16 protein-coding genes are annotated in these 13,661 nt (G+C 68.9%); 7 read left to right on the plus strand and 9 right to left on the minus strand.

Translation table 11 applies throughout. The features are described 5' to 3' along the window. On the minus strand, positions 1-888 hold an 888-nt coding region (ftsY, locus tag Q8M88_RS17525; protein WP_305598440.1), incomplete at its 3' end, for a signal recognition particle-docking protein FtsY. A 71-nt stretch (positions 889-959) separates the two neighbouring features. On the opposite strand from ftsY, the gene Q8M88_RS17530 reads away from it, so the two are divergent. Continuing rightward, on the plus strand, positions 960-1,589 hold the full coding sequence (locus tag Q8M88_RS17530; protein WP_305598441.1) for a trimeric intracellular cation channel family protein: 630 nt from the start codon (positions 960-962) through the stop codon (positions 1,587-1,589). Here Q8M88_RS17530 and Q8M88_RS17535 read toward each other — a convergent pair. The 6 genes from Q8M88_RS17535 to Q8M88_RS17560 form a co-directional block, all read right to left on the minus strand. Continuing rightward, positions 1,586-2,017 (minus strand): GFA family protein, encoded by a 432-nt coding sequence (locus tag Q8M88_RS17535; protein ID WP_305598442.1) that lies wholly within the window; start codon positions 2,015-2,017, stop codon positions 1,586-1,588. The genes Q8M88_RS17530 and Q8M88_RS17535 overlap by 4 nt on opposite strands. Continuing rightward, positions 2,018-3,313, minus strand: coding sequence for a tRNA (N(6)-L-threonylcarbamoyladenosine(37)-C(2))-methylthiotransferase MtaB (gene mtaB / locus Q8M88_RS17540; protein ID WP_305598443.1), 1,296 nt, complete (start codon positions 3,311-3,313; stop codon positions 2,018-2,020). It abuts the gene before it with no gap. Then, positions 3,310-4,137 (minus strand): diaminopimelate epimerase, encoded by an 828-nt coding sequence (gene dapF / locus Q8M88_RS17545; RefSeq protein WP_305598444.1) that lies wholly within the window; start codon positions 4,135-4,137, stop codon positions 3,310-3,312. The genes mtaB and dapF overlap by 4 nt, the downstream gene beginning before the upstream one ends. A 59-nt stretch (positions 4,138-4,196) precedes the next feature. Next, positions 4,197-4,763: a PadR family transcriptional regulator gene (locus Q8M88_RS17550; RefSeq protein ID WP_305598445.1), complete on the minus strand. Its 567-nt coding sequence runs from the start codon at positions 4,761-4,763 to the stop codon at positions 4,197-4,199. A gap of 75 nt (positions 4,764-4,838) precedes the next feature. After that, the gene (locus Q8M88_RS17555; RefSeq protein ID WP_305598446.1) at positions 4,839-5,330 is read right to left on the minus strand and encodes a hypothetical protein; all 492 of its coding nucleotides are present in this window, start codon (positions 5,328-5,330) and stop codon (positions 4,839-4,841) included. A gap of 54 nt (positions 5,331-5,384) precedes the next feature. Beyond that, complete coding sequence (locus tag Q8M88_RS17560; protein WP_305598447.1) at positions 5,385-6,281, minus strand: hydrogen peroxide-inducible genes activator; 897 nt, start codon at positions 6,279-6,281, stop codon at positions 5,385-5,387. Positions 6,282-6,443: 162 nt separating this feature from the next. Between Q8M88_RS17560 and Q8M88_RS17565 the strand changes: the two genes are divergently transcribed. Both Q8M88_RS17565 and Q8M88_RS17570 read left to right on the plus strand, forming a co-directional pair. Then, positions 6,444-7,004, plus strand: a complete 561-nt coding sequence (locus Q8M88_RS17565; protein ID WP_305598448.1) for a peroxiredoxin — start codon at positions 6,444-6,446, stop codon at positions 7,002-7,004. A gap of 89 nt (positions 7,005-7,093) precedes the next feature. Further along, the gene (locus Q8M88_RS17570) at positions 7,094-7,630 is read left to right on the plus strand and encodes a carboxymuconolactone decarboxylase family protein (protein WP_305598449.1); all 537 of its coding nucleotides are present in this window, start codon (positions 7,094-7,096) and stop codon (positions 7,628-7,630) included. Between the two features lie 3 nt (positions 7,631-7,633). Here Q8M88_RS17570 and Q8M88_RS17575 read toward each other — a convergent pair whose 3' ends face one another. Continuing rightward, positions 7,634-7,969, minus strand: coding sequence for a hypothetical protein (locus Q8M88_RS17575; RefSeq protein ID WP_305598450.1), 336 nt, complete (start codon positions 7,967-7,969; stop codon positions 7,634-7,636). Between the two features lie 77 nt (positions 7,970-8,046). Then, positions 8,047-8,898 (minus strand): glutamate racemase, encoded by an 852-nt coding sequence (locus Q8M88_RS17580; RefSeq protein ID WP_305598451.1) that lies wholly within the window; start codon positions 8,896-8,898, stop codon positions 8,047-8,049. Positions 8,899-9,035: 137 nt separating this feature from the next. Between Q8M88_RS17580 and Q8M88_RS17585 the strand changes: the two genes are divergently transcribed. From Q8M88_RS17585 to rpsP, 4 genes are all read left to right on the plus strand, one after another. Next, a complete protein-coding gene (locus tag Q8M88_RS17585; RefSeq protein WP_305598452.1) occupies positions 9,036-11,153 on the plus strand; it encodes a M3 family metallopeptidase in 2,118 nt (705 codons plus the stop codon). 73 nt (positions 11,154-11,226) lie between these two features. After that, entirely contained in the window at positions 11,227-11,610 is a 384-nt protein-coding gene (locus Q8M88_RS17590; protein WP_305598453.1) for a VOC family protein, read from the plus strand. A gap of 177 nt (positions 11,611-11,787) precedes the next feature. Further along, positions 11,788-13,293 (plus strand): signal recognition particle protein, encoded by a 1,506-nt coding sequence (gene ffh, locus Q8M88_RS17595; protein WP_305598454.1) that lies wholly within the window; start codon positions 11,788-11,790, stop codon positions 13,291-13,293. A 19-nt stretch (positions 13,294-13,312) separates the two neighbouring features. Then, a partial coding sequence (gene rpsP / locus Q8M88_RS17600) for a 30S ribosomal protein S16 (RefSeq protein ID WP_305598455.1) occupies positions 13,313-13,661 on the plus strand: 349 nt, incomplete at its 3' end.

Consider the following 13,661-nt stretch of genomic DNA (forward strand, 5'->3'; position numbering starts at 1 on the left):
GAAGGGTTGCAGGTCGTCGATCCCCTCGCCCACCCCGATCAGCTTGATCGGGGCGTCCGAGGCCTGGGCGACGGGCCCCAGAACGCCGCCGCGCGCCGTGCCGTCCAGCTTGGTCATGACGATGCCCGAGACGCCGATCTGGTTGCCGAAGATGTTCTCCTGGGCCAACGCGTTGCGCCCGACCGTGGCGTCCAGCACCAACAGGGTCTCGTGCGGGGCGTCCGCATCGACTTTTTTCAGCACCCGGATGATCTTGTGCAACTCGTCCATCAGCCCCTGCTTGTTTTGCAGCCGCCCGGCGGTGTCGATCAGCAGCACGTCATAATCCTCGGCCCGCGCCTTCTCGAGCGCGTCGTAAGCCAGGCCCGCGGCGTCGGATCCGGTAGGCCTGGACATGAAGTCGGCGCCGGCGCGGTCCGCCCACACTTGAAGCTGCTCGACGGCGGCGGCGCGGAAGGTGTCGCCGGCGGCGATCAGCACCTTGGCGCCGCGCCCCTTCAGCTCGGCGGCGATCTTGCCCAGCGTCGTGGTCTTACCCGAGCCGTTGACGCCGATGAACAGCACCACGAACGGCTTGGGGCCGCTCAAGGGGTCGAAGTCCCCCTGGCGCGCGGTGAGCTCGTCACCGATCGCCTCGGCCAGGGCCTCCTGGATTTCCCGCTCGTCGACGCTGCGGCCGAAGCGCTCCGCCCCGAACCGCTCGACGATGCGCGCGGCCGACTGCGGGCCGAGGTCGGCCTCGATCAGCATCTCCTCCAGAGCGTCCAGCCGCGCCTGGTCGAGCGGCGCCTTGACGAAGGCGCCGGTAAGCTGCTCGGTCATCGCCTTGGACGAGCGCGACAGCCCCTGGGTGAGGCGCTGGAACCAGCCCTTCTTGGGTTCGGTCATGGGGCGCCTTTTAGCGCGGTTTCCGCCGTCGAGGGAACCGCGCCTGCGCCTGGGGGCGGAAGGGGCAGGGGATGGACGGCTTCGAGACCGCGCTGATCTGGCTCGACTACGCCGCCGTCGCGGTGTTCGGGGCGACCGGCGCCCTGGCCGCCGCCAGGCGCAAGCATGACATCGTCACCTTCGGATTCTTCGCGGCGGTCACCGGCGTCGGCGGCGGCACCTTGCGCGACCTGCTGCTGGGCGCACCGGTGGTCTGGGTGCATCAGCCGGCCTACCTGGTCGCCTGTCTGCTGGCGGCTGTCGCGGTGTGGCTGTTCGGGGCCAAACGTGGCCGCTACCGCCTGCTGATCTGGCTGGATGCCCTGGGCATGGCCGCCTACAGCGTCGCTGGCGCAGCGAAGGCGGGAGCCCTGGGCGCGCCGGCGCTCACCGCCGTGGTGCTGGGCGTGCTGACCGCGACGTTTGGTGGGATCGTTCGCGACGTGCTGGCCGACGAGCCGTCGGTGCTTTTGAAGCGCGAGATCTACGTCACCGCGGCGCTGGTCGGGGCTGCGACCTACGTGGGCCTTGGAATGCTCGGCGTCGGCGCGGCCGTAGCGGGCTTGGCGGGCTTCGGCGCGGCGCTCGCCTTGCGGGCCGGAGCCTTGGTGTTCGGATGGAGTCTGCCAGGCTTCCCCGGTCGCGCCTCGGCGGAGGACTAGGTGTCGTGGTCTGGGTGCTGGTGCGAGATGATCCGATCGAAGTAGCCCGGCGGCGCGACCTCGACCGGCAGTTCGGCGAGGTGGGCCACCCAGGCGGGTGAGCGCTCGGGTTCGAGCTGGATGACGGGCGTGATCTCGCCGACGCGGTCGAAGGCGAAGATCGAGAGGTCTGTCGAGCGGTCGGTCTCGAAGGTCAGCGGCGTCCCGCACGCCGCGCAGAAGCCGCGGCGTACGATGTTCGAGCTCTGGAAGCGCTGCGGCTCGGCGCGGGTCCAGGTCAGGTCGTCCCGCTTCACGGTGACGAAGGCGCCGAACGGGCCGCCGGTGGCCTTCTGGCACATCCGGCAATGGCAGATGCTGGCGCGGCCCAGCTCGCCCTCGACGCGGAAGCGCACTGCGCCGCACTGGCAGCCGCCGGTCCAGGCCATCTAGGCCGCCCCGCGGTCGAGCGCTTCCGCCATAGCGCGGCGTCCGTCGTGGCCGGTGACCCGCATCGCCACGATCTCGCCGGCCGGCGCCGCGCCGGTGAACGCCAGTTCGGTGAAGTCGGCGGCCCGGGCCACGCCGGGGCGTTCGACGAGGGCGTCCAGCGTACGCCCGGTCTGGCGATCGAGATGGCGGGCCAGCGCCGCCTCGCCGGCCGCGCGCAGACGCGCGGCGCGTTCGCGGATCACCTGGCGGGACAGTTGCGGCATCCGCGCCGCGGGCGTGCCGGGGCGCGGGCTGAACGGGAAGACGTGCAGGAAGGCCAGACCCGCATCTTCGACCAGGCGCAGGGTGTTAGCGAACATCGCCTCGGTCTCGGTGGGGAAACCGGCGATCAGGTCGGCGCCGAACGCCACGTCGGGCCGCACGGCGCGCACATCGGCGATCAGCTTCAGCGCGTCGGCGCGCGAGTGACGGCGCTTCATGCGCTTGAGGATCATGTCGTCGCCGGCCTGCAGCGACAGATGAAGGTAGGGGGCGAGCCGCGGCTCCTCGGCCAGGCAGCGCATCAGGTCAGGGTCGATCTCGGCGGCGTCGATGGAAGACAGCCTTAGCCTCGGCAGCTCCGGCGCGTGCCTGAGGATGCGCGCCACCAGCTGGCCCAGGGTCGGCGCGCCCGGCAGGTCGGAGCCCCAGCTGGTCACGTCGACGCCGGTCAGCACCACCTCGCGGTACCCCTGCGCCACCAGTCTGCGGACCTGGTCGATCACCACGCCGGCGGGCGCGGATCGGGAGTTCCCGCGGCCATAGGGGATCACGCAGAAGGTGCAGCGGTGGTCGCAGCCGTTCTGCACCTCGACATAGGCCCGCGCCCGGTCCTTCAGGCCGTCGACCAGCTGCGGCGCGGTCTCGCGCACGCTCATGATGTCGTTGACCCGCACCCGCGCGCCGTCGGCGTCGGGCAGGTAGGCGCCGGGACTGGCCTTGTCGGCGTTGCCCAGCACCAGATCCACCTCGGCCATGGCGGCAAAGGCGGCGGGGTCGATCTGGGCGGCGCAACCGGTGACGATCAGCCGGGCGCCGGGGCGTTCCCGGCGGGCCTTGCGGATCGCCTGGCGCGCCTGACGCACCGCCTCGCCGGTCACCGCGCAGGTGTTGAACACCACCGCGTCGGTGAGGCCGTCCTGCGCGGCGCGGGCGCGGATCAGCTCGCTCTCGTAGGCGTTCAGCCGGCAGCCGAAGGTGACGACATCGACGTCGGCCTGCGTTGCGGGCGGCGGGACGACCGGCGCGTTCACGGCAGCACGCCGGTGAAGTCGATCTGCGCCGGCCCGGTCATGATCACGTGGTCGTCGCTGGCGCGCCACTCGATGTGCAGGTCGCCGCCGTCCAGTTCGAGGGTCGCCGTGCGATCGACGAAGCCGCGTCGATGGCTGGCGACCAGCGCCGCGCAGGCGCCGGTGCCGCAGGCCTTGGTCAGGCCCGCGCCGCGTTCCCAGACCCGCAGGCGGATGCGGTCGCGCGCCTTGATCTGGGCGAAACCGACGTTGACGCCCTCGGGGAACAGCGGGTGGCGTTCGATCAGCGAGCCAACCTGGCGGACCGGGGCCACGTCCACATCGGGGACGAAGAACACCACGTGGGGATTGCCCATCGAGACGCAGCCCGGCGTGTGCAGCAGCGGCGCGTCGATCGGGCCCACCTGCAGCTCGACGCCGCGGGTGTCCATGGCCTCTGCCAGGGGGATGTCGGTCCAGGAGAGGCCGGGCGCGCCCATGTCGACGCTGATCTGCGTCGGCCCGGCGCGGCGCGCGGTGAGCACGCCGGCCTTGGTCTCGAAGGTCGCTTCGTCGCGCCCCGAGGCCTGCATCAGCAGCAGGCCGACGCAGCGCGAGCCGTTGCCGCAGGCGTCGATCTCCTCGCCGTCGGCGTTCCAGAAGCGCACGAAGGCGTCCGCCGTGTCCGACCCCTCGATCAGCACCAGCTGATCGCAGCCGACGCCATTGGTCCGGTTGGCGATGGCGCGCACGTCTTCCGCGCTGGGCGAGAAGGGCGCGCTGCGGGCCTCGACGACGACAAAGTCGTTGCCGAGCCCGTTCATCTTGAGAAACGGACGGCTCATGGGCGCCGTATATAGGCGAGAACCGCCCGCCGATCACCTCGGCTGTAACAAGAGGTCGCTCAGACCCGCTCGATGGCGGCGGCGGCCTCGTCGATGGCGCGCGCTATGGCGTCCACCTGGGCCTCGGTCACCGCGCCCTGGGACAGCCGGATGCGCAGGGCGGATCCGAGGTTCTCCATGGCTCGGCGGACCCGCGGGCCGGTCTGATCGGATTGGGCCGCAGCGTCCGCCATGCGGGCGAACACCGCCTTCACGGCCGGGCCTTCACGCTCGAGCGCCTCGCGGCCGGCGGGCGTGATCTCGAACAGCTTGCGCGCGGTGTCGCCGGCGGACGGCTGGATGAAGCCCTCGTCGTCGAGCAGCGACAGGGTCGGATAGACCACGCCAGGGCTTGGCCGGTAGGCGCCGCCGGTGCGGGTCTCCAGTTCGCGGATCAGGTCGTAGCCGTGTCGCGGCTGCTCCGCGATCAGCGCCAACAGCACGAAGCGAAGGTCGCCGTGCTCCAGGAAGCGGCCGATCCGCGATCCGCCGTGGCGGCCGCCTCTGTGTCCGCCGCCCATATGACCGCCGAACGGGCCGCGGCCGAAGCGTTCTCGGCGGTGGTGGTTATGAAAGAGTCCGTGCATAAATAGATCCTGTTTCGATATGTCGATAGTGCAGATATATCGAAGCTGGACCGGATAGCAATAGATATATCGAAACTATTTTTCGGGCGGCAGGAACGCCTGCTTGCAAAGCTCGTCGCCGAACGCGTCGGAGAGCTGCTCCTCGGCTTGGCCCATCACCACGATCGCAAAGCGGCCGCCGACGATGGTCTTGCCGATCTTGTAATCGGCGACGACGGCGCCGGTCGCCGGGTTCACCAGCCGGGCCTGGCCGCGCAGCACGTTCGCGCCGGCGACCACCGTGGTCAGCACGGGGTTCGCCTTGTCCAGGCGATCGAGGGTGACCTCCAGCGCCAGAGGCGTTGGTCCCTTGGCGCAGGCGTCGAGCTTGGATTTGACCCGGCTCTTGAAGATCTCATCGAACTCTGAGGTCACCTTGATGTCGCCCTTGGTCAGGGCGATCGTCTCGATGCGTCCGGTCCTCGTCCAGTTGTCGGACAACGGCGACACGGTCTCGCTGCGCGACATGCCCACGCAGCCGCCCACGACGAGGGCCGCTGCGGCCAGGCTGATCGATGATCGGATCACGGATGTCTCCTCAAGAGGTGGTCTGGTGTCCCCGAAGGGCGCGCAGGGTTCCACTCAGCTCTGTTTGAACACGTCGGCCAACAGCCGGCCTTCCGCCGCGCGGCTCGATCCGGCGCGCCAGACCACCACGATCTCGCGGCTGGGGCGATCGGCCGCCAGCGGGCGCACGACGATCGGCGCGGTGTCGGCGAGGCCCGCGTTCACCGCCATGGCCGGCAGGAAGGTCACGCCCAGGCCTGATCCCACCATCTGCACGATCGTCGGCAACGACGTCGCGGCGAAGTGCTCCTCCTCCTGCATCGCCTTGGGCGGACTGATCCCGCAGGCGTGCAGCACGTGATCGCGCAGGCAGTGGCCGTCTTCCAGCAGGATAAGGTCCTGGGCGTCGATCTGCGACGGCGCCACGGTCTCCGACTGCGCCCACGGATGGTTGGGCGGGGCGGCGGCCAGCAGTTCGTCGTCGGCCACATGCGCGCTGGCGAGGCCGGCCATGTCGAAGGGCAGGGCGATCAGCGCGGCGTCGAGCCGGCCCGCCTTCAGCGCGGTGAGCAGGCGCTGGGTCAGGTCCTCACGCAGATAGAGCCGCAGCTTGGGGTAGCGCTCGCGCAGGGCCGGCAGGGCGCGCGGCAACAGATAGGGCGCGATGGTCGGGATGACGCCCAGGCGGAACCGGCCGGTCAGCGGCTGGCCGGCGTTCTTCGCCGCCTCCACCAGCTCCTCGGCCTCCATCAGGATGCTGGTGGCGCGGCGCAGCGCCTCGACTCCGACCGGGGTGAGGATCACGCCGCTGCGCGCCCGGTCGACCACCGGGGCGCCCAGGGTGCGCTCCAGTTCCTGAATCCCGGCCGACAGGGTCGGCTGGGTTACGTGGGCGGCCTCGGCCGCGCGGCCGAACGAGCCGTTCTCGGCCAGCAGCTTCAGGTAGCTCAGTTGTCGAAGGGTCGGCAGCATCGCGGCGTCGTTCCAAGCACGCCAGCGTCCCGGCGCTTCGCAGAAGATAGAAATTATCTATCGAAAATGCAAATTCAATCAATTGGCGCTTTGAGTCCCCGGTCCCTATCTCCACTCCCGACGGGGCGTCCTGCCCCGACGCAGTTCAAGGAGAGTAATGAGATGCTGACCGTTGGAGACATCCTCCCCGACTTCAAGGTCGTCGGCGTGAAGCCGAAGTTCAACCGCCACGAAGAGAACGGCGAAAGCGCGTTCGAACCGATCACCAAGGACAGCTTCCCGGGTAAGTGGAAGGTCATCTTCTTCTATCCGAAGGATTTCACCTTCGTCTGCCCGACCGAGATCGCCGAGTTCGCCCGCCTGAACAGTGAGTTCGCGGATCGCGACACCGTGGTGCTTGGCGGCTCGACAGACAACGAGCACTCCAAGCTGGGCTGGCGGCGTGAACACGCTGACCTGAACAGCCTGTCGATCTGGAACTTCGCCGACAGCTCCGGGAAGTTCGCCCGTGCGCTTGGCGTGCTCAACGAGGAAGAGGGCGTCGCCTATCGCGCCACCTTCGTGGTCGACCCCGACAACACCATCCAGCACGTCTACGTCACCAACCTGAACGTCGGTCGCAACCCTGCCGATACGCTGCGGGTGCTGGACGCGCTGCAAACCGACGAACTCTGCCCCTGCAACCGTGCGGTGGGCGGCGAGACCCTGAGAACCGCGGCTTAAGGCCCCGACGCCCTGATCCGCGACGCCGGAAGGCGCGCTGCTCCCCCAGTCGCGCCTTCCGGCCACGTCTTCGAATTTGGAGAAATATGATGTCCCTCGACGCGCTACGCGAAACCCTGCCAGTCTACGCCAAGGACCTGAGCCTCAACCTCTCGAGCCTGGCGTCTGAGACCTTGCTTACCAACCAGCAGAAATGGGGCGCGTTCGTCGCCTCGGCGCACGCGGTGGGCGCACCTGGCGTGATCCGCGCGCTGGAAGCCGCGGCGACCGAGGCGGGCTTGTCGCCCGAGGCGCTCAACGCCGCCAAGGCCGCCTCGGCCATGATGGGCATGAACAACGTCTATTACCGCGCCTTGCACCTGCTGCAGAACCCGGAGTACCGCACCCTGCCGGCGCGCCTGCGGATGAACATCATCGCCAACCCAGGCGTGGAGAAGGTCGACTTCGAGCTCTGGTGCACGGCCGTCTCGGCGATCAACGGCTGCGGCGCCTGTCTCGACAGCCACGAGCAGGAACTGAAGAAGCACGGCGTCCCCAACACCGCCATCCAGGCGGCGCTGCGGATTGGCGCGGTCGTCAACGCGGTCAGCCGCGTCGCTGACGCGGAAGCCGCGCTGGCCGCCTAGGTCTCAGGTCGACGCCGCCGCGTGCGGGGCGTCGTACTGGGCCTTGGTCACCGCTTCCGACGCGGACTCGAGCGCGCGATCGCGGCGGTGACGGCTGGCGACGGCGTAGGCCGCCGCGACCACCAACACCACGAACACCACCAGACCCACGGCCATCATGCCGGCGCTGGCCGCGCCCGCGCCGCCCGGCGGCGGGGTCACCGACATGATGCCGACAAGTGTCCGGGCCGCGAACGGGAAGAACCAGGCGGCGGTCAGCGCCCACACAAGCCATAGAAAAATAACGTCCGACCCAGCGGATCCGCGCGCATTCGACGAATAGGCATCATGACCAGCCATGCTGAAGCTCCTGTGTGCGGTGATCGATGCACGCCGCCTGTGCAAGTGCAACTGTTCGCCGGACGCCGCGGTTCCCCTCAGGCCGCCTCGAAGCTCAACGGCGCACCCCAGAACGTCGCCACCAGGGGCGGCTGTGGGCCAGGATTGCCGGTGGTCAGGAACCGCCGCAGCCCGCCGTCGCCGGCGTCGAACTCCGGATGCCGCTCCAGGTATCGCGCCAGCGCCTCGGCGGTGGCGTCCGGCTGATGGATCAGCGGCGTACCTGGCGGCAGGGCGGCCCGGAAGAGGTCGGCGATGATCTCGTAATGGGTGCACCCCAGGATCGCGCGGTCCGGCGCGCGGCCGATCCGCTGAGTGATCGCCGTCACATGCCCTTGGACGATCGGCGCGAGGGCCTCGGCCGCGGCGCCGGCCTCGATCATCCGCGCCAGTTCAGGGCAGGGTTCGGAGAACACCGCCACGTCCTGGCGGCGCTTGTCGATCTCGATCTCATAGACCCGGCTGGCCGTCGTGGCCGGCGTCGAGAACACCGCCAGCACGTCCAGCTTCTCGACCTTGTCGCCGCGCCGCTCGGCCTCGTGCTCCCAGGGCAGGCCGGTGGCCGCTTCGATGGTCGGCACGATGATGCCCAGGATGTTCACCGGTCGCCCCAGCGCGCGGCGGTAGCCGGGCAGCCACGTCTGCTGCAGCCGTCGCAGCGCGATGCCCGAGGCGGTGTTGCAGGCCAGCACCACCAGGTCGCAACCTTGGTCGAACAGTCGGATGCAGCCGGCGCGGGTGAGATCGACGATCTCCTCACCGCCCCTGCCGCCATACGGGGCGTTCGCCTGGTCGGCGAGGTAGATGAAGTCCGCGTCCGGGAAGCGGTCGACGAGCTTGTGGTGGACGGTCAGTCCTCCCACTCCGGAATCGAAGACGCCGATCGACATGGCCCGGCTTTAGCGGCCTGATGGCCTTGCGCCTAGCCCCGGGTGCGGCGGATCCATGACGTTCATGTCAACTGATCCAAACGGGGCCGTGGCGCGTTACGGGCCGACAACAACACGCCAACAGTCAGGGAGCCTCTATGCATCGGCGCAGTTTCCTCTTCGCGTCCGCTGCATCTGCAGCCATGACCCTCTCACCCCCGCCTGCCGTCGCCGCGCCGTCCGAACTGCTAGCCCCATGGCGCGGCGCATACGGCGGCACGCCGCCGTTCGACAAGGTCAAGGTCGCGGACTTCGCGCCGGCGATGCAAGCCGCGATGGCCGAGGAAATGGCGGAAGTGAGGGCGATCGCCGCCAATCCAGCCCCACCGACCTTCGACAACACCTTCGCCGCGCTGGAACGCAGCGGCAGAGCCTTGAACCGCGCCGGCACGATCTACGCCATCTGGTGCGCGAACTTCTCCACGCCGGAACTGCAGCCGGTGCAGGTCGAGCTGGAGCCCAGGCTGGCGGCGCATGAATCGGCGATCCTGCAGGACGCTAAGCTGTTCGCCCGCGTCGAGGCCGCCTACCAGGCGTCGCGCAACGATCCCAAGCTGACCGCGGAACAAAAGCGCGTCGCGTGGCGGCGCTGGAACGCCTTCGTACGCGCCGGTGCGAAGCTGGATCCGCAGGCCCGCTCCCGCGTGGCGCAGATCAACGCCGAGCTCGCCACACTGTTCACCACCTTCAATCAGAACCTACTCGCCGAGGAGGGCGGCCAGGTCCACTACCTCAAGCCTGATCAACTCGGCGGCCTCCCGGCCGACCTGCGGGCCGCCGCCGCCGCGGCGGCTGACGAGCGCGGCCATCCGGGCGAGTTCGCGATCCTCAACACCCGATCTTCGGTCGACCCGTTCCTCACCTATTCCGACCAGCGGGCGCTGCGCGAGGCGGTGTGGCGCACCTTCTACAATCGCGGCGACAACGGTGACGCCCACGACAACAACGCCGTCATCAAGCAGATCCTGAAGCTGCGTGCAGAGCGCGCCAAGCTGCTCGGCTATCCGACCCACGCCCACTGGCGGCTGGAAGACGCGATGGCCAAGACGCCGCAGGCGGCCATGGACCTGATGCTGCGCGTCTGGCCCTCGGCGATCGCCCGGGTGCGCGAGGAGGTCGCCGAGATGCAGTCGATCGCCGACGCCGAAAAGGCGCAGATCACCATCTCGCCCTGGGACTACCGCTTCTACGCCGAGAAAGTGCGCGAGCGCCGCTACGCCCTCGATATGAATGCGGTGAAGCCGTACCTGCAGTTGGAGAAACTGCGCGAGGCGATGTTCTGGGCGTCGGGCGAGCTTTACGGCTTCACCTATTCCCCGGCGCCGGGCGTTCCCGTTCCGCACCCCGATGTGCGCGTCTGGCAGGTCAAGGACGCCGCCGGTCGTCATCGCGGCCTATGGTACTTCGACCCCTATGCGCGCACGGGCAAGCGCTCCGGCGCCTGGATGAACGCCTACCGCGCGCAAGAGACGTTCGATGGCGCGGTCACCACGATCGTCTCCAACAACGCCAACTTCCAGAAGGGCGCGCCGGGCGAGCCTGTGCTGGTTTCATGGGACGACGCCAAGACCCTGTTCCATGAGTTCGGCCACGCGCTGCACGGGCTGAACTCGGCGGTGGCCTATCCGACCGTTTCGGGCACCCGGGTGTCGCGGGACTATGTGGAGTTTCCATCGCAGCTCAACGAGCACTGGTTGCCGACGCCCCAGATCCTGGGCCGCTTCGCCCTGCATCATAAGACAGGCGAGCCGATCCCCGCCGAACTGGTGGCCAAGATCGAGAAGGCCAAAACATTCCGGCAGGGGTTCGACGTGACCGAGTACCTGGCCTCGGCGCTGATCGACATGAAGCTGCATCTGGCCGGCGACGCCGACATCGACCCGGACGCGTTCGAAAAGGCCGAGCTCGTGGCGTTGAACATGCCGGCGGAGCTGCCGATGCGCCACCGTACGCCACAGTTCCAGCACATCTTCTCGTCCGACGGCTATGCGGCCGGCTATTACAGCTACCTGTGGTCGGAGGTGCTGGACCACGACGCCTGGGAAGCGTTCATCGACGCCGGCGATCCCTTCGACAAGGCTACCGCCGCTCGCCTGCGCGACACCGTGCTCAGCCGCGGCGACACCAGCGATCCGGCCGACCAGTACCGCGCCTTCCGCGGTCGCGACCCCGACGTGAAGGCCTATCTCCGCGAGAAGGGCTTCCCAGTGGTGTGACGCGCGAGCGTCTTCGTACTTGTTTTGTTCTGGGGTGAGCGATAAGCTCCACGCAAAATGACGGGAGGTTGTGATGCTGAGCTACGTGACCATCGGGGCGCTGGACGCCGAGGTTTCGAACCGCTTCTATGACGCTGTTCTCGGGGCGATCGGCTGGAAGGCGCATGCCGACAATCCGGGTTGGCGCGGCTACAGCCTGGGCGGCCAGGGCGAGGGCCAGAGCGTCTGGGTATGCCAACCGTTCAACGGCGAGGCGGCGACGGTCGGCAACGGCTCGATGGTCGCGTTCGAGGCGAAGTCGCAGGCCGAGGTGCACGCCTTCTTCGAGGCGGCGATGGCCAATGGCGGCTCAGACGACGGCGCGCCCGGCCCGCGCCCCGACTATGGGCCTAACTGGTACGCCACCTACCTGCGCGATCCCGTCGGCAACAAGCTGGCGGCCGTGTTCTTCGGCTGACGGCGCTTTTCTTGACCTGATCCGTCCACAGGCGCATAAGCGCGCCCTTCCGGCGCCAGCTTCCGCCAGCGCCCTCCACCGCCACGACCTCCATCTGCGATGGGACGAGGGCGGCGAGGACCCCCGTCGACGTGATCGTCCACGGGGGCCGGTTGCGTTTGGGCGATCGAGGTCTTGATGTTCGACGGACTGACAGAGCGGCTGACGGGGGTGTTCGACCGCCTCTCGGGGCGCGGCGTGCTGTCGGACAAGGACATCGACGAGGTGCTGCGTGAAGTCCGCGTCGCCCTGCTGGAGGCCGACGTCGCTCTGCCGGTGGTCCGCGACTTCATCGCCAAGGCCAAGGAGCGCGCCAGCGGCGAGATCGTCATACGCTCGGTGCGTCCGGCCGACCAGGTGGTCAAGATCACCTACGACGGCCTGGTGGAGATGCTGGGCGGCGACGCGACGGAGGAGCTGAACCTCTCGCTCAACCCGCCGAGCGTCATCCTGATGGCCGGGCTGCAGGGCTCGGGCAAGACCACGACCGCGGGCAAGCTCGCGCTGAAGCTTTCCAAGGACCGCAAGAAGGTCCTGCTGGCCTCGCTGGACACCCGACGCCCCGCCGCCATGCAGCAGCTCGCCATGCTGGCGACGCAGGCGGGCGTCGACAGCCTGCCGATCGTCGCCGGCCAGTCGGCGCCGGACATCGCGCGCCGCGCGCTGCAGGCCGCCAAGCTGCAGGGCTTCGATGTCCTGATCCTCGACACCGCCGGGCGCACCACGCTCGACGAGGCGATGATGGCGGAAGCCGCCGAGATCGCCCGCATCGGCAATCCGTCCGAAACCCTGCTGGTCGCCGACAGCCTGACCGGCCAGGACGCGGTGCGCACCGCCAAGGCGTTCCACGAACGCCTGCCGCTCACCGGCCTGGTGCTGACCCGCGCCGACGGCGACGGGCGCGGCGGCGCGGCGCTGTCGATGCGCGCGGTCACCGGCCTGCCGATCAAATTCCTCGGCGTGTCGGAGAAGATCGACGGCCTGGACGTGTTCGACGCCCGCCGCGTCGCAGGCCGTATCCTGGGCCAGGGGGACGTGGTGGCGCTGGTCGAGCGCGCCGTCCAAGACGTCGACCAGGCCAAGGCCGAGGCGCTGGCCAAGCGGCTGGCGAAGGGCCAGTTCGACCTCGACATGATGGCCGAGCAGTTCGCCCAGATGAAGAAGATGGGCGGCATGCAGGGCCTGATGGGCTTCCTGCCCGGCGTGCAGAAGATCAAGAAGCAGATCGCCGAAGCCAATATCTCCGACAAGGCGCTGGACCGTCAGGCGGCGATCATCTCGTCGATGACCAAGGCCGAGCGCCGAACGCCCGACATCCTCCAGGCCTCGCGCAAGCGCCGCATCGCCGCCGGCGCGGGCGTGGAGGTCTCCGAGGTCAACCGCCTGCTGAAGCAGCACCGTCAGATGGCCGACGCCTTCAAGATGATGAGCCGCGACGGCGGCAAGGGCTTCGCGCGCATGGCCGGTGCGATGGGCATGGGCGGCGCCGGCGGCGGCGACATGGCTCGCCTGCAAGCCATGGGCGGCGGCAAGCTGCAGCCCTCAGATCCCTCCGCCCCCAGCCTGCCCGGGCTCGGCGGCGGCGCACCGAAACTCCCCGGCCTGGGCGGTTTGCCCGGCCTCAATCCATTCAAGAAACCCTAAAAGAACCAAGGACTTCGTTATGCTCAAGATTCGTCTCGCCCGTGGCGGCGCCAAGAAGCGCCCCTACTACTCGATCGTCGTCGCCGACAGCCACTCGCCCCGCGACGGCCGCTTCATCGAAAAGGTCGGCGCGTTCAACCCGCTGCTGCCCAAGGACCATGCCGATCGCACCAACTTCAAGGTCGAGCGCATCCAGGAATGGATCAGCAAGGGCGCCCAGCCGACCGACCGCGTCGCGCGCCTGCTGTCCGCCCAGGGCATCGTGAAGTGGGAAGCCGGCTCCAACCTGAAGAAGGGCGAGCCGGGCAAGAAGTCGCAGGAACGCGCCGCCGAGCGCGCCCAGCGCGAAGCCGACCGCGCCGAGGCCC

It is taken from the genome of Phenylobacterium sp. (genome assembly GCF_030693805.1).
Classification (GTDB): domain Bacteria; phylum Pseudomonadota; class Alphaproteobacteria; order Caulobacterales; family Caulobacteraceae; genus Phenylobacterium.

Bases quoted from the DNA above. Each gene is read 5' to 3' on its own strand.
- Q8M88_RS17550 (WP_305598445.1), bottom strand. From the start codon at position 4,763: ATGCACGGACTCTTTCATAACCACCACCGCCGAGAACGCTTCGGCCGC.
- Q8M88_RS17565 (WP_305598448.1), top strand. From the start codon at position 6,444: ATGCTGACCGTTGGAGACATCCTCCCCGACTTCAAGGTCGTCGGCGTG.
- Q8M88_RS17585 (WP_305598452.1), top strand. From the start codon at position 9,036: ATGCATCGGCGCAGTTTCCTCTTCGCGTCCGCTGCATCTGCAGCCATG.
- Q8M88_RS17560 (WP_305598447.1), bottom strand. From the start codon at position 6,281: ATGCTGCCGACCCTTCGACAACTGAGCTACCTGAAGCTGCTGGCCGAG.
- Q8M88_RS17590 (WP_305598453.1), top strand. From the start codon at position 11,227: ATGCTGAGCTACGTGACCATCGGGGCGCTGGACGCCGAGGTTTCGAAC.
- Q8M88_RS17580 (WP_305598451.1), bottom strand. From the start codon at position 8,898: ATGTCGATCGGCGTCTTCGATTCCGGAGTGGGAGGACTGACCGTCCAC.
- Q8M88_RS17530 (WP_305598441.1), top strand. From the start codon at position 960: ATGGACGGCTTCGAGACCGCGCTGATCTGGCTCGACTACGCCGCCGTC.
- dapF (WP_305598444.1), bottom strand. From the start codon at position 4,137: ATGAGCCGTCCGTTTCTCAAGATGAACGGGCTCGGCAACGACTTTGTC.
- ffh (WP_305598454.1), top strand. From the start codon at position 11,788: ATGTTCGACGGACTGACAGAGCGGCTGACGGGGGTGTTCGACCGCCTC.
- Q8M88_RS17575 (WP_305598450.1), bottom strand. From the start codon at position 7,969: ATGGCTGGTCATGATGCCTATTCGTCGAATGCGCGCGGATCCGCTGGG.
- Q8M88_RS17570 (WP_305598449.1), top strand. From the start codon at position 7,094: ATGTCCCTCGACGCGCTACGCGAAACCCTGCCAGTCTACGCCAAGGAC.
- Q8M88_RS17535 (WP_305598442.1), bottom strand. From the start codon at position 2,017: ATGGCCTGGACCGGCGGCTGCCAGTGCGGCGCAGTGCGCTTCCGCGTC.